Origin of the sequence: Nonomuraea sp. NPDC001636, assembly GCF_040298265.1 — a bacterium.
GTDB lineage: Bacteria > Actinomycetota > Actinomycetes > Streptosporangiales > Streptosporangiaceae > Nonomuraea.
On record NZ_JBEOZT010000020.1, the window covers coordinates 81,859 to 100,891 of the forward strand.

Below are 19,033 nucleotides of genomic sequence, written 5' to 3' on the forward strand. Positions count from 1 at the left end.
GTTCAGCGCAGTTCGTCCGGTGCGGTGGCCCGGCCGGGCGGCAACTCGGCGACGCCCTGTCCGGCCGGGGCGTCGAGCCGCCGGTCCTCGTAGCGCTTGCCCACCTTGCGCATCGCCAGGTGGCTGAGCCGTCCGGCGTCGTGCACGCCCGCCTGCTCGGCGTCCAGTGGTTCGCGGGTCGGCGGGGGATGCACTTGAGGTTTCCATGTTCAGGGCACTCATATTCGGCATATCGGGAAATTCCTCTTTGTTTATGAATGCGCCCGCCTCTTCTCGTCGGCCTTTCTTTGCCATTGCCTTACCTGTCGGTGTGTGCTCAAATTATGATTCGATTTACCCATTCCGGCCGGGATGCTAGGCGGCAGAATTGCGACATGGATGACATGTCGCTTTCGGCGGCTGCAGGATCGACATTTCGCACCATCGACGGAGGAAGATCGCCATGTTCAAGAAACTGCTGCGTTTCCTTCCCGCTGGCCTCGCGGCCGGCTCGCTGCTGGCCACCGTGGCCCTGCCCGCTCCGGCGTCGGCGTCAGCCTCCCGAGCCGGAACGCGGCAAAATGTCGTCACCGTCCTCGGCTACAACAGCACCGACTGGAAATACCTCCAGGTGCCGTCCGGGGCCAACGCCCCGCGTTTCTACGAGCCGGACTTCGATGACAGCGACTGGTCGAGCGGGCAAGAAGGATTCGGCACCACCAACGGCACCTGCGCCTGGAACAATTCCACCAACGTCAAGACGTCCTGGGCGGTGAACACCGACATCCTGGTACGCCACTGGGTGCACATCCCGCGCAACGCCCGGCTGGTCCGCATCCAGGGAACGATCGACAACGATGCGCGGGTCTACTTCAACGGCCACCTCGTGCAGACCGTCAGGAGCGGCGGCTGCGCCGCGGGCGCGATCAACGTCGTCATCCCCGCCAGGCACCTGGAGCGCTGCAACCTCCTGGCCATCCGCGGCCACGACTACGGCCTCGCCACCTACCTGAACGTCGAGGTCAGCTACGTGAGGCTGGCCCCCTCCGCCTGAACGAGCACCGCCGCGAGCCCCCGCCCCCCTTGAACTGCGAGAGGGGCGGGGGCTCGCTCCGCGCAAACCCTCCCGCCAAGAGGCGGCCCCGACCGGCCAGGCTTTCCGTGATTGCCTCGCAGCGCTCGGCGTGAGCTTCGCCGCAACAAGGCGATCCCTTCGCCGTGTCCCGCCGAACCCCGCACCGGAGGCACGCGTGACCCCCACACCCGTGGTTCTCGACAGCAGCGGACGCCGTATCCATGAGCAGGCCGACTCCCTACGCGCCGCCGGACCGGCCGTGCCCGTCCGGTTGCCCGGCGACCTCACCGCCTGGTCGGTGACCGGCGGGGACGTCGTCAAGCACCTGCTGACGAATCCCCACGTCTCCAAGGACACGCGCAAGTCCTGGCCCGGCTACCGCCCCGCTGACCTCCGGCCGCAAAGGTGGCGCCGATGAACGATGAGCTCCGTGCCGAGCTGCTGGACCGCATGAGGCGCGACCAGGAGGTCCGCCTGAGCCTGCCCAAGAGCGGTCCCGTGCCCGATGACCTGATGGAGCGATGGACGACCGTGGACACCGACAACACCGCCTACCTCAAGCAGGTGATCGACGAGCACGGCTGGCCGGGGCGCGACCTCGTCGGAGAGGAAGGAGCGTCTCGTGGACCGCGTTCGGGTCGGGGAGGGGCGGCCGCAGGTGTTCGGCACGCAGTACCACGCCCCTGACGGCGTTCTCCAGCCGCAGCCCATAGAAGATCGTGATCGGCTCGATGAGCGCCGAGCCGAGGTCGGGCTGGGACCGCACGCCGACTACGACAGCTCCATGCGTCAGCAGTACGGGTGAGACCGGCCTCAAGGGCGAATCGGTCGCCGGTGAAGGTCCGGGCCGGCAGCGCCGCGCGGTCAGATGGCCGGGTCACTGGCATCGACCGCTGGCGGGGCCGGCGGTGCTCGTGGTCGTGCGGAGACGGCGTACGTCTCGAACACCGAACGCGGCCGCCGCACCGGCGACGACGACCGTCGCGCACCCGGCGAGCACGGCTCGCAACCCGACGGCGTCGGCGAGCGGGCCGGCGAACGCCGAGAACAGCGGGACCAGGACGCTGCCGACGACCGACGACGTGGCGAGGACCCGGCTGAGCTGCTCCTGCGGGATCTCGCGCTGCTGCAGGCTGGTGTACGAGATGAGCTGGAGCGTGCCGGCGACTCCGGTGAGCGCGCCTGCGGCGGCGATCCACCACGTGGGCGCCGCGGCTGCCATGCTGGCCAGGAGCAGCGCCTCGGGAAGCGCCGTGGCGCACAGCAGCAGGCCCACGCGTACGGGTGCCAGCGTCAGCGCGGTCACCGAGCCGATGGCCAGCCCGACGCCGAGGGCGGAGCCGACGACGCCCCAGCCGACCGCGCCGCCCTCCAGGTGGCGTGCCGCGTACAGCGGCCCGAGGACCGTGAACCCGGCTCCCCAGCATGCCGACGTCAGCGCCTGCAGGCCGGTCAGCGTCCACAACCAGCGGCGACCGGCGAACGCGGACAGACCCTCGATCAGCTCCCCGGCGAACCCACGCCGCTCGGGACGGACGGCTGCGGCCGGCACCCGCACCATGAGGAACACCGCGCCGGACAGCAGGTAGGTGACCCCGTCCCAGCCCAGTACCCAGCCCGGCGAGACGGAGGCGATCACCAGCCCGGCGACCGTGGGCCCGACGATCGCGACGAGGTTGCCGGCGATCTGCAGCAGGGCGTTGGCCGGGACGAGGGCGCCGGGTTCGACGATGCCGGCGATCAGGCCCTTCGCCGCGGGGGCGAAGAACGCGGCGGCCGCGGCGGTCAGCACCGCCAGGCCGCCCAGGGACCAGACGGTCGCCGAGCCGCTCAGGAACAGCGCGGCGGAGACGCACTGGCTGAGGCCGCAGACGAGCTGGCACGTCACGATGATCCATACCCGGGGCAGCCGGTCGGCCAGCACCCCGGCGCCCGGGGTGACGGTCAGGAAGACGAGCATGCTGACGGTCGCCACCACGCCGATGGCGGTGCCTCCGCCGTCCCTGTCGATGAGGGCGAAGGCCAGCCCGGCGGGGGCCGTGGTGGTGCCGAGGACCGAAGCGGTTCGTCCCACGGCGTAGCGGCGGAAGTTCCGGTTCCGGCGCAGCAGCTCCACGGCGGCGCCGAGGCGCTCCCGCATCACCGCCGCGGGCCCCGTCCGGCCCGGACGTGCCGCTGGCGGGCGACCGTGGCGCTCGGGGCGGAGATCCCCGGCGACGCCAAGGCGATCGGCTCGCCCGGCCGAGGAGGACCGCTTCCTGATCCGGCAGCTTCGTGCATGGCCCCTTCTCCGAACCTCTCACGCGCTTGCTCGGGTCCAGCGTCCCACCTGGCCGATGTCCCGTCCCGTCGGCGTGGCAGGCGCGCGCCGACCGGTCGCACCTGTACGGTGCGAAGCCTCCTCTCGGTCATCGGGAAGGTGCGGGAGCGACCTGTGGCGATCACTGACGCGGACATAGCGAGCGCCGTCCGGGACCACCTCTCGCGGTTCCCGGACGAGTCCGCGCTGCTGTCCGAGCCGCTGCGCCTGCTGGCCGAGGGCCGGGATTTCGCCTCGCGGCGGAATTTCCCGATGCACGTGACCGCCGGCGCGCTGCTGGTCCGCGACGGCGCCGAGGTCCTGCTCGTCGGGCACCGCGCCTACGGCATCCTGTTGCAGCCCGGCGGCCATCTGGAGCCGGCCGACGCCTCACTGATCGACGCGGCGGTGCGCGAGCTGGCGGAGGAGACCGGAATCGACCCCGCGCAGGTCGTGCCGGCGTCGCAGGCCCCCGTCTACATCGAGTACGCCCGCGTTCCGGCACGGCCGCAGAAGGGCGAGCCGGCGCACCACCACCTCGACATCGGGTTCGCGTTCGTGACGCACGCGGACCTGGGGCCGATCCAGGAGTCGGAGGTGACGGACGCGGGCTGGTACCCGCTCGGCGAGGCCGAGCGCCTCGTCGGCCCGCGCATCGCGCGAGCCGTGCCGGCCCGCGAGTAGAACCCGTCGGCCGCGGCGCGCCCGTCGAGGCCCCGCCGCCGTTGCCCTTGGGACGGACGGAACGGCGAAGCCTCGAACGGGCGCCCAGCCGGAGCAGGCACTGGCCAGATGCGGCGTCCCTCAGTCGAAGGACGGTCTGACGCCCCGCCCCCGGCTCCGCTTGAGCTCGAAGAAGTCCTCCGTTTCGGCGACCAGGGCCAGGCCGTCCCAGAGCCTGCCGGCTGCCTCGCCGCGCGGCGCCTGCCTGATCACCGGGCCGAACAGGGCCATCCCGCCGACGCGGAGAACGGGGGTTCCGACATCGAGCCCCACCTCGTTGAAGGCCTCGTCGTGGGAGTCCCTGATGAGCGGATCCAACGCGTCGCTGTCGGCGGCCGCCGCCAACGCGGCGGGCAGGCCCACCTCTGCGAGGGCTTCGGTGATGACCGTCGGGTCATCGCGACGCTTCTGGTTGTGGAACCGGGTGCCGATCGCGGTGTACAACGGGCCGAGAACCCCGCGGCCGGCGTGCTCGGCGGCGGCCGCGCAGACCCGCACCGGCCCCCAGGCCTTCTCCATCTGGTTCCGGTAGTCCTCGCTCATCCCCTCGCCCTTGCGCTGGACGAGGTTCAGGTGGGCCAGCGACATGACCCGCCAGTCGGCCTGCACCGGCCGTACCTTCTCGACCTCCAGCAGCCAGCGCGAGGTGACCCACGCCCAGGGGCACAGCGGATCGAACCAGAACGGGACCTCGACGAGCTCCGCGTCTTTCGTGATCGTCATGATGCCTTCCTTCCTCTCGGACCGATCTCGCACCCGCGACGCGAGCTGCCGGCCCGTCTGCCCCGGGAACTGCGCTAACGCCGCTTCTTCGAGCGCTGGGGAGGGTGGCGTGCGCCGCTCTTCGCTCGTTTGTGTTCGTACGCCTGATCGAGGGTCCAGACGTAGTACCACTTCCCCTCACGGAGTGTCCGGACGCTGTTCTGGCTGATCGCCTGGACCACGCTCCATATTCCACCGGTGGCGCCCAGGACTCCGAGCGCGGCGGTCAGAGCCGGACCGTACACGGCGGTGAGGGTCGCTCCCGTCGTTCCGAGGACGGCGCCGGTGGCGGCAAGGGCTCTGGTCCGTTGAATCCTGGCCATTTCGGCCTGGCATTCTTGAATCTGCTCCCGGATCTCCAGGCCGATCCGGGTCAGGGCCAGTTCGGACTGGACGGCGTCCTGGGCTTCGTCGAGCTGGAGGAATTTCCCGCGCAGGTAAGTGCGGAAACGGTCGTAGGACCCGAACTCCTCGACAGTGATCCTGCTGAAGTCCCGAAGTCCGACGCCGTCGATGTAGGGCAGCTTGATCTCCAGGATCGGTCGGACGAGCCGGCTTTTGACGGGCTCCTCGCCTGACGCCTCGATCGCGCGCCGCCCATTGAGGAGAAAGTCGACTGCCCGAGCGTCATGGATCGCCCTGCTCCTTTGGACGGGGCGTCCCTTCTTCACCTGCTGCGTGCGGAGGCAGTAGTTGGGCAGGTACCAGGTCAGCCCGGCTTGCAGCAGAGGTCGGGCCTGAAGGATCCAGGTGCCGAGTTGCGCCAGATCGAGCGTTCTGATGCCGAAGTGGTCCTCCCGCCAGTCTTCACGAGGCTCACGGACGGCTGCCATGTGCAGCATCGACGCCGGTAGGTCGGCGGGCGTGCCGGGCGGGAGCTGCGGTTTGCTCCCTGAGCGTCTCGCCGGGTCGTCCCAGTGGATTCCGGTCAGTCCGATCTCGTGATACGTCCCACCCATGCCGTCAGAAAGAAGGAGGGTGTCGGAAATGAGCGAGACACGCTTGGTGATGGCGGTGAGGTCGGTTCCTCTGAGGCCGAGGCTCACGTCGAACTCGTGTCGGGTGAGTGAGCTCATGTCCCGTAAGGTGTCCGCGTCCCGGTCCCAGAAGTAGGCCGCGTATTTCTTGGCTACTTGTTCTGGTTGCTCATCTTGGTGCAGGCTGCGGAAGAACTTCTGCATATGTCCAGCAATGACATGATTCTGGGACGGGTGCCGCCGCCAAAGCCGCATTCGTCCATCATATTCTTTCGATCTCCGTACCGCCTGGCAGAAAGCGGCGGGACGCGTCAGCCGACGTCCATGCCCGGAGGGCAGTCGACGGGCTCGGAGGTGCCGTCGGCGGGTTCGATCTGGCAGCTGTTCTCGGTGCCGCCGGACGGGGTGAAATGTCCGGAGAAGGCGGCGAAGACGGCCAGGCCGACGGCGGCGGCGATGAGCCCGATGACGATGCCGGCGTAACCGCCCCCGACACCGGCGTCGCCGGCGGGCGCGGCCTTCGTCGGGTCCTCCGGGTCGTAGAGGACGTCGGTCTCCCTGCCGATGCCCAGCTGCGACTCGACCAAGGACTCGGCGGTCACCTCCCGCCCTTCCGCGGTCGTGAAGGTCAGCACCGGACGCCGGCTCGCCTTGAGATGCTCGCCGCGTCCGGTGAACGTGGTGGCCACGTCGGTGACCACGCCCGGCACTCGTCGCGCCCCGCGCACGAACCGTCTGCCGTGCACGATCCCCCTGACCGAGACCAGCACGATCACGGCGCCGAACGCCACGAACAGTAAGGGCAGGTACTCGAAGACTTGCTCCACTGCGGCCCCCTCGAAATCGGCAACACCCAGACAACGATCGAAAGCGGTGCATGGTTCGCGGCACCGCGGGAGAGTGCAGGGCCAACCGGAAGCGGAAGCCGGCGCTCCTGGCGTGGGGCCGGATCGGCCTTGTTCTCCGGCTGCCACGGGCCGGCGGGAGCAGGCGTCACGGCATGCGACAGCTAGGCGGGGGCGTGCGGGGCCTTGTCGTCGGTCGGAGTGTCGTCTCCGGCGGTGGCGGCCTCTCCGGTGAAGTGGCGCAGCTCCGGGCTGAGCGCGGCCACCGCGGCGGTCAGGACGAGCAGTCCGCCCAGCACGACGAGTGCCACCGCGCCGCCCAGCGTCGCGGCCAGCGCCCCGCCGAGGACGGGCCCGAGGGGTTTGAGCGCCATCGCGCTCGTGCTCAGGACCGCGCCCATCCGGCCGAGCATCGTTTCCGGCACCATCCGTGCGACCACGACGTTCATCACCACGTTCAGTGAGGGCGTGGACAAGGTGATGAACACCAACGGGACCATCGGCCACCACGCCCCCCAGGGCAGTGCCGTGGCCGCCAGCGCGGTCCCGAAGACCGTCACGACGGTCAGCAGGAGCCTTCCGGGAGGCAGGAGCCTGCTGATGCGGCCCGACAGCAGCGCACCGGTCAGCCCGCCGATGCCGAGACCGGCCAGGACCGTGCCGGTGATGCGCGCGTCCCCGCCGCGTTCGCCGACGAGCACGATCAGCGGGATGAGGAACGCTCCGCCGAGCAGGTTGAGGACCATCACCGCTGCGGTGACCTCCCGCAGGCCGTGCCGCCGCCACAGCCAGATGACGGCCTCGGCCGCTTCCCGGCGCATGCTGCGCCGGACCGGCCGCTGCTCCTCGCCATGATCTCCGGCAGAGGGCCGCGGCTCGTCCGCCGGGCGGCGGGGCACCTTGGCAAGCGCGTAGAAGAGCGTGGCGGCGACGAAGGTGATGGTGTCGACGACGAAGGGCACCGCCCGTCCCAGGCTGTACAGCAGGCCGCCGAGCGGAGGACCGATCAGTCCGGCCGCGTGGGTGCGGGCCTCCTCCTGCGCGTACGCACTGTGCAGTTGGCCTGAGGGGACGATGCCGCGGACCGCCGTGTCCTGGACGGGGCCGATGAACGCGACGCACAGCCCGTCCAGCACCGCCAGCGTGACGAACTGCCAGACCTGCACCTGACCGGTGATGATCAGCGCCGTCAGCAGCGCGGAGACGACCGCCTGCAGGCTCTGGGCCGTGATGAGCGTACGGCGGCGGTCCCACCGGTCCACCCAGACGCCGGCCGGCATCTGCACCGCCAGGAAGGCGACGGTACGAGCTCCGGCGACGACGCCCGCCAGCCCCGGTGAGCCGGTGAGCGCCAGCACCAGCAGCGGCATGGCGAGCGTGGTGAGCTCCGACCCCAGCTGGGAGACCGCGCTGCCGACCCACAACAGTTGAAAACGCGCGTTCTTCCGCAGCGGGACGATGTCGGTCACGAGGCGGAGAAGATACCCGTCAGGGAGGACGCTGTCCAACCCGGCGGGCAGCGAGGACGTCGCGGCGACCGGGGTGGGGAGTGCCCGCGGCCACCGGTGGGCGAGACCTCGGTGGACGACAGAGGCGTCAGGGCCGTCAGCCGGCCACCCTGCCGAACAGGTGGTTGGCGGGGGCGTCCGGGTCGTCGCCGTAGAAGAACTCGGTGACCGCCTGATGGAACTCGGCGCGGTCCAGCACGCCGGAGCTGTCTCGGTCGAGGGCGGCGAAGACCGCGGCGCAGTCGTCGCCGGGGACGCCGCCGACCGAGTCGAACATCTGCTGGAACTCCGCCTGGTCGATCCTGCCGTCTCCGTTGAGGTCGGCGAGGTCGAAGAAGCAGTTGGTCACCGGCTCGATCTGTGCCGGGTACAGGGCGCGGTCGGTCAGGGCCCGCCTGAACCCTTCGGTCATCTCCCGCAGATCGACCTTCCCGTCACCGTCGCGATCCATCGGGGCGATCACGTGCGTCCAGAATGCGTCCATTCTCTCGGCGAGCAGGCGGGCGGTCCCGGAGTCGGGCGCGGCGCCGCGGGCGGCGATGTAACGCTCGCTCATCATCCGGACGTCCCGCTGGGTGATGAACCCGTCGCCGTCGACGTCGGCGCCCCTGAACCATTGGCCGTACTTGAGGTCTTGAAGTCGAGTCACGATTACGCAAAGTATTCGATCGATTACGTTAAATCAAGCGCCTGTCGTGTCAATGCTCCAGGCGCGGTGGGGTGAAGGCGAGCACATCGGGATGAGGTCCGTCGTAGGGCTCGACGTCTACCAGCGCACTGAGAGCACTCGGCCCCTGGGACAGCTGCGAGCACGGCCGATCTGCAGTAAGGACGTTGGGATTGCCGTGGCGGTCCAGTGTTCCGCTCAGACCTGGCTGGACCGGATCCCACCACGCGCCGGTGGACAGCTGGACGACGCCTGGCATGACGTCGTCCGACAGGACCGCGCCGGCCAGACAGCTGCCCCGGTCGTTGTGGATGCGTACGATCATGCCGTTCTCGATGCCGCGCGACGCGGCATCCGACGGGTTCATCGTCACGGGCTCACGGCCACGGATCTTCGAGTCGAGGCTGTGGCCGCCGTTGTCGTACTGGCTGTGCAGGCGTGCGGCGGGCTGATTCGAGATCAGGTGCAGCGGGAACCGGCTCGACAGATCGCCGCCGAGCCATTCCGCTGGTTCGAACCACATCGGATGCCCGGCACAGTCGTCGTAGCCGAACGAGTCGATCTCCTCGGAGAAGATCTCGATCCGGCCCGACGGCGTCGGCAGGGGGAATCGCTGCGGATCTGCGCGGAGCGCCTCGAAGCTGCCGGGAAACGGTCCGGTCAACGCCGGCAGCTCAGCGGTGGAGCTGCGCCAGAAGTCGTCGAAGCCCGGCAACGCGGCATCGTCGCCGAGTGTCGCCCGCGTCTGCTCGTACAGGTGCCGGACCCATTCGAGCTCGGAGCGCGACTGCGTGAACTCCTGCTCGTACCCGAGCCGGGAGGCCAATGCGGCGAAGATGTGATGGTCGGTGCGTGACTCTCCCGCCGGCTCGCGGACCTTGGGCATCGCGACGAGGTGGGGATCGGAGAATCCGGCGGCGAAGTCGTCGCGCTCCAAGCTGGTGGCGACGGGAAGGACGATGTCCGCGAACTTGGCCGTGGTGTTCCACCAGGCTTCGTGAACCACCACCGTGTCAGGGGTCTGCCAGGCTCGGGCCAGCCGATGGAGATCCTGATGGTGGTGGAACGGGTTCCCGCCGCACCAGTAGATCAGGCGAAGCTCCGGCAACGTGAGGCGCCGTCCGTCGTAGCCGATGGTCCTGCCCGGATGCAGCAGGGTGTCGGCGATCCTCGCGACCGGGATGAAGTCCGGGACAGGGTTGGCGACCCCGGGCACCGTCGCCACGGAGGGGCGGCCTCTGGCCACGCCGGTCGCGTCCATCGTCGCGTAACCTGCTCCCCAGCCACAGCCGGGCCGGCCCATCGAGCCCGCCATGGCGGCCAGCACGACCGACATCCAGATCGGCTGTTCGCCGTGGTCCGCCCGCTGCACCGCGTAGTTGACCATGATGAGGGAACGTCGCTCGGTAAGGCGGCGAGCGAGGTCGATGATCGCCTCGCGGCCGATGCCGGTGATCCTCGCCGCCCAGGCGGCGTCCTTGGGGACGCCGTCGAGCTCGCCGGCCACGTACGCGGCGAAGCGGTCGAACCCGACGCAGCACCGGCGCAGGAAGTCCTCGTCGTGCCACCCGTTGACCAGCATCGTGTGGGCGATGCCCAGCATCGCGGCGGTGTCGGTGTTGGGGACGACAGGCAGCCACTCGGCGTCGAGGAAGCCGGCGACGTCGCTGCGGATGGGGCTGACGTTCACGAACCGCACCCCGGCCGCACGGCACCGTCGCTGCAGGTTCTGCGTCTGGTGCCTGGCCAGCCCGCCGGGGTTGATCTGGCTGTTCTTGAGGGCCAGCCCGCCGAACGCCACTACCAGCTCACAGTGGTCGGCTATCTCGTCCCACATCGGCATCCGCGACTGATAGCTCCACGGATGCCCGCCGATCACATGGGGAAGGATGACCTCCAACGCGGCGGTGCTGTAGGTGTTGCGAGAGTCGGTGAACCCCCCGCCCAGCGCCAGGAACCGGTGGAGTTGACTCTGCGCGTTGTGGAACACGCCCGCGCTCGCCCAGCCGTACGACCCGCCGAACACCGCGCTGTCTCCGTGCTGCGAACGCACTCGACGGAGTTCGTCGCTCACCAGCGTGATCGCGTCGTCCCAGCTCACCTCCACGAAGGCGTCCGCGCCTCTGGCGGCGTCGTGGACGCGCGGCCGGCCGTCGAGCCATCCCTTGCGCACCGCGGGACGCAGCACGCGAGCGCCGTCGTCGGCGGCCGTCACCATGCCGGGGCCGATGGGTGACGGCACGGGGTCGTCGTCCCTCGGCTCAATTCGTACTAATCGCCCGGAATCGACCACTGCGATGAGACTGCCCCAGTGCGTCGCGACCGACATGCGTCGTTCCACCATGCATCCACCCCATCCCTGAAGTTCCCCCTGCTTTCGACCAGCGGTTGCCGGCGTCGCAGGGGCCTCCACTCCAGTCGACGGCCCGCAGGACGGAGACTTTCCCCCATGCCCGGCTGCTCAACCCCGTCGGTGTGCACCGGCTGCATCATGACCGTGACGCTTCGTCCAGCCCCCGGGCCGGAGAGGCACGATGGCGGATGCCAGGGCGAGGGGGTGCGATGGGATGATGGGCCCGTTATGACCGCCTCCTTGCCGTTCCGTCTCGCCCGTGCCGCGGTGTTCGCCGTGGTCTGCGTGGCGCTGGGCGTGCTGGCGCACCTGTTCGGCGGGGGATCGGTCACGGGGCCGGTGACGGCCGGTGGGCTGCTGCTGGCGTTCGGGGGCGGGGTCGTGACCTCGGCGCGTGAGCGCACGCTGGCGGTGATCCTGCCGTTGCTGGCCGGCATGCAGGTGGTGCTGCATGTGCTGTTCTCCCTCAGCCATGCCGCGGACGCCTACGCCGCGCTCGTCCACGGCCATTCGGGACTGGTGCCGGGCTTCGGCATGCTCGTCACGCATGTCGGTGCCACCGGGCTGATCGCCCTGTGGCTGGCCCGCGGCGAGGCCGCTCTGTGGGGGCTGCTGCACCGCCTGGCCGCGCGGCTGTGCCGGGTCCTCCTGGCGCTCCTCCCGCGTCCGCTGCACGAGCCGGTCGTCGTGGTGACGGCGCCCGAGCCGGGCCGGCTGCGCCCGGCGGTGCTTGCACACGCCGCCCCCACGCGCGGGCCGCCGTTCACGCAGGTGATCGCTTTCTCCGGCTGACCCTCATGGTGCGGCCGGAGTACGTCGTCATGCCCGGCTCCGTCCGGGTCCGCGTGGCCGCCGACGTCGCGGCCGCGTCAAGCGCCCCTGCCTGATCCGCCTCCGGCGCGGTGGGAAACGCCGCCGCGCGCCGAGGCCTGCCTGGAAAGGCCCACCATGTACTCTCTCCGTTCGCGTTCCCCGCTTCTTCCCGCCGCGGCGCTGGCCGTGGCCGTGCTCGTCGCCGGCTGCGGCGGCCAGAGCACGACCGCGACGACCGCGTCGGCGTCACCGGCCGCCGCCACTGTCGCCGCCGCCGCCGCCACCCCTTCGCCCGCTCTGACCGTCACCGACCCCTGGATCAAGACCGGCGGGAAGGGGATGACCGCCGCCTTCGGCACCCTGGTCAACAACACCGACGCGGAGCTGACGGTCGTCTCCGGCGCCTCGCCGCTGTCTCCGACGGTCGAGCTGCACGAAGTGGTGGACTCCGGGGGCAAGATGGTGATGCGCCCCAAGAAGGGCGGGTTCGTGGTACCTGCTCGCGGTTCGCACCAGCTGGCGCCCGGTGGCGATCACATCATGCTGATGGGGGTCACCGGGAAGGTGGAGCCGGGAGCCGAGGTGCCCTTCACCCTCACGCTCGCCGACGGTTCCACCGTCGAGTTCACCGCGATCGGCAAGGACTTCGCCGGCGGCAAGGAGAACTACCAGCCGGGCGAGGGCAAGCACTGATGGACGCGCACACCGGCGGCAGGTCCCGCCTGACCCGGCGCGGCCTGCTGGCCTCGACCGCGGCCGCCGCGGCCGCCGCGGCCGGCGCGCTCGCGACACAGGCCGCTTCGGCGGGCCCGGCCCGGGCTGCTTCGCCGGGTGCGGCGGTGGAGCCCTTCCACGGCCCGCACCAGGCCGGGATCGCCACCGTCCCGCAGGCGCACGCCGTCTTCGTCGGCCTGGACCTGCGCGACGGCGTCGGCCGTGCGGCGGTGTCCCGGATGATGCGGCTGCTCACCGACGACGCCCGCCGCCTGAGCGCGGGCGGTCCCGCCCTGGCCGACACCGAACCGGAACTGGCGGTGCTGCCCGCCCGGCTGACCGTCACCTTCGGGTTCGGGCCCGGTCTGTTCGACGAGGTGGGCCTGGCGGACGCGCGCCCGTCCTCGCTGAAGGCGCTGCCCCGCTTCTCCATCGACAGGCTGCAGGACCGGTGGAACGGCGGCGACGTGCTGGTGCAGATCTGCGCCGACGACCCGCTGACCGTGGCCCACGCCCTCCGCATGATCATCAAGGACGCCCGCGCCTTCACCCGCGTCCGATGGGTCCAGCGCGGGTTCCGGCGGGCCGCCGGCGTGCAGGCGTCCGGGCTGACCCAGCACAACATCATGGGGCAGCTCGACGGGACCGCCAACGCCGTCCCCGGGAGCCCTGTCTTCGACCGGGTGGTGTGGGCCGGCGCGGACGCGCCGGACTGGCTGCGCGGCGGCACCACGCTGGTGCTGCGGCGGATCCGGGTCGAACTGGAGACCTGGGACGCCGCCGACCGGGTCGCCAGGGAGTTCACGGTCGGACGCCGCCTGGACACCGGCGCCCCGCTGACCGGGACCGCCGAGCACGACCCGCCCGACTTCGCCGAGCTGACGCCCGTGGGGTTCCCGGTCATCTCCGAGTACGCCCACATCAGGCGGGCGCACAGCGCCGACCCGGCCAAGGGCATCTTCCGTCGCCCCTACAACTACGACGAAGGGCTCACCGCGGCCGGACACCCCGACAGCGGCCTGCTCTTCGCCTCTTACCAGGCCGACGTCGGCGCGCAGTTCCTGCCGATGCAGCGCCGGCTGGCCGAGGCCGACCTGCTCAACGAGTGGACCACGCCGATCGGATCGGCGGTGTTCGCCATCCCGCCGGGCTGCCCGCCCGGCGGCTGGATCGGGCAGGGGCTGCTGGCGTGACGCGAGGGGGCCCGCCGGCCTGGCGGCGGGCCCCCTCGGTGTCAGGTCAGCGGTCCCCCGATGACAGGCGGCGCAGCAGGTACGTGTCCATGATCCAGCCCTTGCGCTCGCGGGCCTCGGCACGCAGCCGCCGGATGCGGTCACCGACCTCCGGCACCGGCCCCGACACCAGGATCTCGTCCGGCGTCCCGAGGTAGGCGCCCCAGTAGATGTGGAAGTCGTCGAGACCGGCGAAGGAGCAGTGGGCGTCGAGCATGACCACCACGTCGTCGGCGCTGGGGCCCTGCTCCGCCAGGCGGCGGCCGGTGGTCAGGTGCGTGGGCCGGCCGACCTGGGTCAGGCCGATGCGGTGCCGGGCGGTGAGGGCGGCCACGCTGCTGATGCCGGGGACGACCTCGACGTCGAACGTGACGTTCCCGCGTCGCCGGATCTCGTCGAGGATGGCGAGCGTGCTGTCGTAGACGGCCGGGTCGCCCCACACCAGGAACGCGCCGGTCTCCCCGGCGCCCAGCTCGTCCTGGATGAGCGCTTCGCAGGCGAGCGAGCGGCGCGAGCGCCAGTCCTCGACGGCGGCGGTGTAGGCGGGGGCGGTGCGGTCCCGTTCCGGGTCGCGGGCCTCGGCGATCCGGTACGGCTCGCGGCCGTGCTCGGCGATCAGGTCGAGGCGGAGCTGGATCAACTCGTGCTTGGTCTCGCCCTTGTCGACGATGAAGAAGACGTCCGTGGCGGCGATGGCCTTGACCGCCTGCAGAGTGAGATGGTCCGGATCGCCGGCGCCGATCCCGATGACGAGAAGCCGTTTCACCCGCCAAAGTCTGCCAGATAGGCAGATATACGATATCCCTCGCACTTTGCCATAGAGGAGGATCGTGAACCTGGCCGATCAGGGCGACGCCTTCACCGCTTCCCGTCAGGAGCGGCTCGCCGAGGAGATCCAGCTGACACGGCGCGACGCGTGATCACGGTCGTCGGGATCGGCGCGGACGGCTGGGACGGGCTGACCCCGGGCTCGCGCCGCGCGGTGGAGGCCGCCGACGTGCTCATGGGCAGCGCGCGGCAGCTCGACCTCGTGCCCGCGACGGCCGCCGAACGCGTGACGTGGCCGTCGCCGCTGCTGCCCGCCCTGCCCGCGCTCATGGACCGGTACGCCGGGCGCGAGGTGTGCGTGCTGGCCAGCGGCGACCCGATGTTCCACGGCATCGGCTCGACGCTGGTCCGGCTGCTGGGCGCGGAGCGCGTCCTGGTGCTGCCGCACGTGTCCTCGCCGGCGCTGGCCTGCGCCCGCCTCGGCTGGCCGGCCGAGCAGGTGGACGTCGTCAGCCTGGTGGGCCGTCCGCCCGCGGCGCTGGCCGCCGCGCTCCAGCCGGGCCGCCGGATCGTCGTGCTCGGCGCGGGGCCCGGCTCGCCGCCGGTGGTCGCCGGGTTGCTCGTCCGGCACGGGTACGGTCCGAGCCCGATGACGGTGCTGTCGGAGCTGGGCGGTCCAGGAGAGTCCGAACGGCGGGGCACGGCCGAGAGCTGGGCGGCGGGCCAGGCGTCCGCGCTCCACGTGATCGCCGTCGAGTGCGTCCTCGCCCGGGACGCCGAGCCCCTGGCCAGGGTGCCGGGGCTGCCCGACGGCGCGTACGAGCACGACGGGCAGCTCACCAAGCGGGAGGTCCGCGCCGTCAGCCTGTCCCGCCTGGCCCCGCTGCCCGGCGAGCTGCTGTGGGACGTGGGCGCGGGGGCGGGCAGCATCGCCGTCGAGTGGATGCGCAGCCACCCTTCGTGCGCCGCCGTGGCGATCGAGAGCAGGGCCGACCGGGCCGCGGCCGTCCGGCGCAACGCCGAGCGGCTCGGCGTGCCGTCGATGCGCGTGGTCGAGGGCAAGGCCCCCGAGGCGCTGGACGGGCTGCCCGAGCCGGACGCGGTGTTCGTCGGCGGCGGCGCGACCGCCCTCGGCCTGCTGGACCGCTGCTGGTCCGCGCTGCGCCCCGGCGGCCGGCTGGTGGTGAACGCCGTGACCCTGGAGTCCGAGGCCGTCCTCGCCCACTGGTACGGCAGGCTCGGCGGCGACCTGGTGCGCCTGAGCGTCCAGCGGGCCTCGCCGGTCGGCGGGTTCACCGGCTGGCGGGCGGCGATGCCGGTGACCGTGTGGTCGATCACGAGGAAGGATCAACCGTGACCGTGTACTTCGTCGGAGCCGGTCCCGGCGCGGCCGACCTGATCACCTTGCGCGGCCTGCGGCGGCTGGAGGCGTCGCCGGTCTGCCTGTACGCCGGGTCGCTGGTGCCGCGCGAGCTGCTCGACGCCTGCCCGCCCGGGGCCAGGCTGGTGAACACGGCGGACCTGACGCTCGACGAGATCGTCGCCGAGCTGGCCGCCGCGCACCGCGACGGTCTCGACGTGACCCGGCTGCACTCGGGCGACCCGTCGGTGTTCAGCGCCGTGGCCGAGCAGATGCGCCGGCTGGACGCCCTGGGCGTGCCGTACGAGGTGGTGCCCGGGGTTCCGGCGTTCGCGGCGGCGGCGGCCGCGCTGGGCCGGGAGCTGACCGTGCCCGGCGTCGGCCAGACGGTCATCCTGACGCGCACCTCCGCCCGCGCCACCCCCATGCCGGACGGTGAGGACCTCGGGACGCTCGGCGCGAGCCGGGCCACGATGGTGCTGCACCTGGCCGTGCAGCGGATCGACGCGGTGGTCGCCGAGCTGCTGCCCTCCTACGGCCCCGACTGCCCGGTGGCCGTGGTGGCGCGGGCGAGCCGGGCCGACGAGGTGATCCTGCGCGGCACGCTCGCCGACATCGCCGGACAGGTCCACGACGCCGGGATCCGGCGGACGGCCGTGATCGTCGTGGGCCGGGTGTTGTCGGCGACCCAGTTCCCCGACAGCCACCTCTACAGCGACGCCAGGGAGCGTGCGTGCGACGGGTCCTGATCCTCGGCGGCACCGCCGAGGCGCGGGCCCTGGCCGCCGAGCTGGCCGCCGATCCCGGGCTGCACGTGGTGTCCTCCCTGGCGGGACGGGTGAACAACCCGCGGCTCCCCGTGGGCGAGGTGCGGGAAGGCGGGTTCGGCGGGCCGTCGGGCCTGGCCGCGTGGCTGCGGGAGGAGCGCATCGACGTGCTGGTCGACGCCACGCATCCGTTCGCGGAGCGGATGACCGCCTCGGGGGTCGCGGCCTCGTCGGCGACCGGGGTGCCGCTGCTGGTGCTGCGGCGTCCGGGGTGGCGGGAGGGGCCGGGCGACGCGTGGCTGCGGGTCGGCTCGCTCCAGGCGGCGGCCGGGCTGCTGACCACGGCCCGGTGGGGCGCGGCCGGCCGCGAGACCCGGGTCTTCCTCACGACCGGACGCCGGAGCCTGCCGGTGTTCGCGCCGCTGCCCGGCGTTTGGCTGCTGGCCAGGTCGGTGGACCCGCCGGAGGGGCCGGTGCCGGCGAACGTGCACGTCCTGCTCGACCGCGGGCCGTACACCGTCGAGGGCGAGCGCGCCCTGATCTCGGAGCACCGCCTGGACGTGCTGGTGACCAAGGACAGCGGCGGCGGCATGACCACGGCCAAGCTCGTCGCGGCGCGCGAGCTCGGCCTGCCGGTGATCATGGTGGACCGGCCGCCGCTGCCCGCGGGCGTCCGGGCCACGGACAGCGTGGCGGCGGCGGCGGCCTGGGTTCAGGGGTAGCGGCGCGGGGTGTAGACGACGCCGCCTTCGGTGGCCCGGGTCGTGGACGAGCCGATGATCAGCAGGCAGCGCATGTCCACCTGGCCGGGGTCCAGCTCGCCGAGCGTGGTGACCGTGACGCTCTCCCGCGGGCCGCCGACGTCGCGGCCGATCACCACGGGGGTGTCCGGCGCGCGGTGCTCCAGCAGCAGGTCCCGGGCGGCGGCGACCTGCCACGTACGGCTGCGCGAGGCCGGGTTGTAGATCGCCAGCACCAGGTCCGCCCGCGCGGCGGCGGACAGCCGGTCGGCCACCACCTCCCACGGCTTGAGCAGGTCGGACAGCGACAGCACGCAGTAGTCGTGCCCGAGCGGCGCGCCCGCCCTGGCCGCGACCGCCTGGGCGGCGGTCAGCCCCGGCACGACCCGCACCGGCACGTCCGGGAAGTCGGCGGCGGCTTCGAGCACGGCGCTGGCCATGGCGAACACGCCCGGGTCGCCGGACGACACGACCGCCACCCGGGCCCCGTCCCGGGCCAGCTCAAGGGCGTGCCTGGCGCGTTCGGCCTCCACCCGGTTGTCGGTGCGGTGGCGGCGCTGGCGCGGGTTCGGAGCCACCCGGTCCACGTACGGGCCGTAGCCGACCAGGTCGGTGGCCGCGGCCAGCGCCTCCTGCGCCTCCGGCGTCAGCCACGGCCGCCCCGCCGGGCCCAGGCCGACCACGGCCACCTCGCCCGGCCCCTCGTCCGCCGGGCGCTCGGGGACGAAGGTGCGCTCGGCCGGGCTGGCCAGCAGGGCCAGCGAGAAGTACGGGACTCCGTCCGGGTCCACGTCCTTGAGCGGGGCGACCCGCTCGGCGCCCATGGTGGCACGCTCGACGTACCAGGCGTCGTCGAGGCGGCCCGCCTCGGACAGCGCGTCGCGCACCTTCCCGAACGTGCGGCCCAGCTTGAGCACGGCGGCCGAGTCGGTGTCGCGCAGCCGCTCGGCCAGCACCTGCGCGGGCAGCGTGCCGGGCAGCACGGTCAGCACCTCGCCCCGCTCGACCAGCGGCCGTCCCAGCACGGCGGCGGCGGCGCTGACCGAGGTCACGCCGGGCACCACCTCGGTCGGGTAGCGGTGGGCGAGCCGCTTGTGCATGTGCATGTAGGAGCCGTAGAACAGCGGGTCGCCCTCGGCCAGCACGACCACGGTGCGGCCCGCGTCCAGGTGGGCGGCCAGGCGTTCGGCGCAGTCGGCGTAGAAGTCGTCGAGCGCTCCCTGGTAGCCGCCGGGGTGGTCGGTGGTCTCCGTGGTCAGCGGGTAGAGCAGCAGCTCCTCGATCTGGCCCGCGCGCATGTACGGCAGCGCGATCGAACGGGCGATGCTGCGGCCGTGCCGGGCGGCGTGGTAGGCGATCACGTCGGCCTCGCCGATCAGCCGGGCCGTCCTGACCGTGACCAGCTCGGGGTCGCCTGGGCCCAGGCCGACTCCGTACAGGCGTCCTGACAT

General features: G+C 71.9%; 19 protein-coding genes and 2 pseudogenes. 11 read left to right on the forward strand and 10 right to left on the reverse strand.

The features are described from left to right. Positions 1-2 precede the first annotated feature (2 nt). Complete coding sequence (locus ABT158_RS31955; protein ID WP_352359759.1) at positions 3-194, reverse strand: hypothetical protein; 192 nt, start codon at positions 192-194, stop codon at positions 3-5. 248 nt (positions 195-442) lie between these two features. Here ABT158_RS31955 and ABT158_RS31960 point away from each other — a divergent pair, with 248 nt between their 5' ends. The 3 genes and pseudogenes from ABT158_RS31960 (at position 443) to ABT158_RS31970 (ending at position 1,859) form a co-directional block, all read left to right on the forward strand. Continuing rightward, positions 443-1,033 carry a hypothetical protein gene (locus ABT158_RS31960; protein WP_352359761.1) on the forward strand — a complete coding sequence of 197 codons (591 nt, stop codon included), beginning with the start codon at positions 443-445 and terminating at the stop codon, positions 1,031-1,033. A gap of 196 nt (positions 1,034-1,229) precedes the next feature. Beyond that, positions 1,230-1,472: a hypothetical protein gene (locus tag ABT158_RS31965; protein WP_352359763.1), complete on the forward strand. Its 243-nt coding sequence runs from the start codon at positions 1,230-1,232 to the stop codon at positions 1,470-1,472. A 32-nt stretch (positions 1,473-1,504) separates the two neighbouring features. Continuing rightward, positions 1,505-1,859 (forward strand): annotated as a pseudogene (locus tag ABT158_RS31970) (DUF6624 domain-containing protein). A gap of 72 nt (positions 1,860-1,931) precedes the next feature. Here the strand turns inward: ABT158_RS31970 and ABT158_RS31975 are convergent. Continuing rightward, a complete protein-coding gene (locus ABT158_RS31975; RefSeq protein WP_352359991.1) occupies positions 1,932-3,194 on the reverse strand; it encodes an MFS transporter in 1,263 nt (420 codons plus the stop codon). 294 nt (positions 3,195-3,488) lie between these two features. On the opposite strand from ABT158_RS31975, the gene ABT158_RS31980 reads away from it, so the two are divergent. Further along, a complete protein-coding gene (locus tag ABT158_RS31980; RefSeq protein WP_352359765.1) occupies positions 3,489-4,037 on the forward strand; it encodes an NUDIX hydrolase in 549 nt (182 codons plus the stop codon). Positions 4,038-4,157: 120 nt separating this feature from the next. Here the strand turns inward: ABT158_RS31980 and ABT158_RS31985 are convergent, their stop codons facing one another. The 6 genes from ABT158_RS31985 to ABT158_RS32010 form a co-directional block, all read right to left on the reverse strand. Next, a complete protein-coding gene (locus tag ABT158_RS31985; protein WP_352359767.1) occupies positions 4,158-4,799 on the reverse strand; it encodes a mycothiol-dependent nitroreductase Rv2466c family protein in 642 nt (213 codons plus the stop codon). A gap of 74 nt (positions 4,800-4,873) precedes the next feature. Beyond that, positions 4,874-6,019 (reverse strand): hypothetical protein, encoded by a 1,146-nt coding sequence (locus ABT158_RS31990; RefSeq protein ID WP_352359769.1) that lies wholly within the window; start codon positions 6,017-6,019, stop codon positions 4,874-4,876. A 107-nt stretch (positions 6,020-6,126) separates the two neighbouring features. Further along, positions 6,127-6,642 (reverse strand): DUF3592 domain-containing protein, encoded by a 516-nt coding sequence (locus ABT158_RS31995; RefSeq protein WP_352359771.1) that lies wholly within the window; start codon positions 6,640-6,642, stop codon positions 6,127-6,129. A 182-nt stretch (positions 6,643-6,824) separates the two neighbouring features. Beyond that, positions 6,825-8,129, reverse strand: a complete 1,305-nt coding sequence (locus ABT158_RS32000; protein WP_352359773.1) for an MFS transporter — start codon at positions 8,127-8,129, stop codon at positions 6,825-6,827. 136 nt (positions 8,130-8,265) lie between these two features. Then, positions 8,266-8,817: an EF-hand domain-containing protein gene (locus tag ABT158_RS32005; RefSeq protein WP_352359775.1), complete on the reverse strand. Its 552-nt coding sequence runs from the start codon at positions 8,815-8,817 to the stop codon at positions 8,266-8,268. A 49-nt stretch (positions 8,818-8,866) separates the two neighbouring features. Further along, positions 8,867-11,179 (reverse strand): molybdopterin-dependent oxidoreductase, encoded by a 2,313-nt coding sequence (locus tag ABT158_RS32010; protein WP_352359777.1) that lies wholly within the window; start codon positions 11,177-11,179, stop codon positions 8,867-8,869. Between the two features lie 237 nt (positions 11,180-11,416). Between ABT158_RS32010 and ABT158_RS32015 the strand changes: the two genes are divergently transcribed. The 3 genes from ABT158_RS32015 (at position 11,417) to ABT158_RS32025 (ending at position 13,908) form a co-directional block, all read left to right on the forward strand. After that, positions 11,417-11,980 carry an MFS transporter gene (locus ABT158_RS32015; RefSeq protein WP_352359779.1) on the forward strand — a complete coding sequence of 188 codons (564 nt, stop codon included), beginning with the start codon at positions 11,417-11,419 and terminating at the stop codon, positions 11,978-11,980. Between the two features lie 156 nt (positions 11,981-12,136). Then, on the forward strand, positions 12,137-12,694 hold the full coding sequence (locus ABT158_RS32020; protein ID WP_352359781.1) for a copper chaperone PCu(A)C: 558 nt from the start codon (positions 12,137-12,139) through the stop codon (positions 12,692-12,694). Continuing rightward, on the forward strand, positions 12,694-13,908 hold the full coding sequence (locus ABT158_RS32025; RefSeq protein WP_352359782.1) for a Dyp-type peroxidase: 1,215 nt from the start codon (positions 12,694-12,696) through the stop codon (positions 13,906-13,908). The genes ABT158_RS32020 and ABT158_RS32025 overlap by 1 nt, the downstream gene beginning before the upstream one ends. Before the next feature lie 46 nt (positions 13,909-13,954). Here ABT158_RS32025 and cobF read toward each other — a convergent pair whose 3' ends face one another. Continuing rightward, positions 13,955-14,713, reverse strand: a complete 759-nt coding sequence (gene cobF / locus ABT158_RS32030) for a precorrin-6A synthase (deacetylating) (protein WP_352359784.1) — start codon at positions 14,711-14,713, stop codon at positions 13,955-13,957. A 150-nt stretch (positions 14,714-14,863) separates the two neighbouring features. Between cobF and cbiE the strand changes: the two are divergent. From cbiE to ABT158_RS32045, 4 genes and pseudogenes are all read left to right on the forward strand, one after another. After that, a pseudogene (cbiE, locus tag ABT158_RS51325) lies at positions 14,864-15,445 on the forward strand (precorrin-6y C5,15-methyltransferase (decarboxylating) subunit CbiE); the annotation flags it as partial. Positions 15,446-15,508: 63 nt separating this feature from the next. Further along, the gene (gene cbiT / locus ABT158_RS51330; RefSeq protein ID WP_502911584.1) at positions 15,509-16,072 is read left to right on the forward strand and encodes a precorrin-6Y C5,15-methyltransferase (decarboxylating) subunit CbiT; all 564 of its coding nucleotides are present in this window, start codon (positions 15,509-15,511) and stop codon (positions 16,070-16,072) included. Continuing rightward, positions 16,069-16,824 carry a precorrin-4 C(11)-methyltransferase gene (cobM, locus tag ABT158_RS32040; protein WP_352359788.1) on the forward strand — a complete coding sequence of 252 codons (756 nt, stop codon included), beginning with the start codon at positions 16,069-16,071 and terminating at the stop codon, positions 16,822-16,824. Before cbiT ends, cobM begins: the two co-directional genes overlap by 4 nt. Next, the gene (locus ABT158_RS32045) at positions 16,809-17,564 is read left to right on the forward strand and encodes a cobalt-precorrin-6A reductase (protein WP_352359790.1); all 756 of its coding nucleotides are present in this window, start codon (positions 16,809-16,811) and stop codon (positions 17,562-17,564) included. The genes cobM and ABT158_RS32045 overlap by 16 nt, the downstream gene beginning before the upstream one ends. Here ABT158_RS32045 and cobJ read toward each other — a convergent pair. After that, a complete protein-coding gene (gene cobJ, locus ABT158_RS32050; protein WP_352359792.1) occupies positions 17,555-19,033 on the reverse strand; it encodes a precorrin-3B C(17)-methyltransferase in 1,479 nt (492 codons plus the stop codon). The genes ABT158_RS32045 and cobJ overlap by 10 nt on opposite strands.

Bases quoted from the DNA above. Each gene is read 5' to 3' on its own strand.
- ABT158_RS31960 (WP_352359761.1), top strand. From the start codon at position 443: ATGTTCAAGAAACTGCTGCGTTTCCTTCCCGCTGGCCTCGCGGCCGGC.
- ABT158_RS31975 (WP_352359991.1), bottom strand. From the start codon at position 3,194: ATGCGGGAGCGCCTCGGCGCCGCCGTGGAGCTGCTGCGCCGGAACCGG.
- ABT158_RS31985 (WP_352359767.1), bottom strand. From the start codon at position 4,799: ATGACGATCACGAAAGACGCGGAGCTCGTCGAGGTCCCGTTCTGGTTC.
- ABT158_RS31990 (WP_352359769.1), bottom strand. From the start codon at position 6,019: ATGCAGAAGTTCTTCCGCAGCCTGCACCAAGATGAGCAACCAGAACAA.
- ABT158_RS32010 (WP_352359777.1), bottom strand. From the start codon at position 11,179: ATGGTGGAACGACGCATGTCGGTCGCGACGCACTGGGGCAGTCTCATC.
- ABT158_RS32015 (WP_352359779.1), top strand. From the start codon at position 11,417: ATGACCGCCTCCTTGCCGTTCCGTCTCGCCCGTGCCGCGGTGTTCGCC.
- ABT158_RS32020 (WP_352359781.1), top strand. From the start codon at position 12,137: ATGTACTCTCTCCGTTCGCGTTCCCCGCTTCTTCCCGCCGCGGCGCTG.
- ABT158_RS32025 (WP_352359782.1), top strand. From the start codon at position 12,694: ATGGACGCGCACACCGGCGGCAGGTCCCGCCTGACCCGGCGCGGCCTG.
- cobJ (WP_352359792.1), bottom strand. From the start codon at position 19,033: ATGTCAGGACGCCTGTACGGAGTCGGCCTGGGCCCAGGCGACCCCGAG.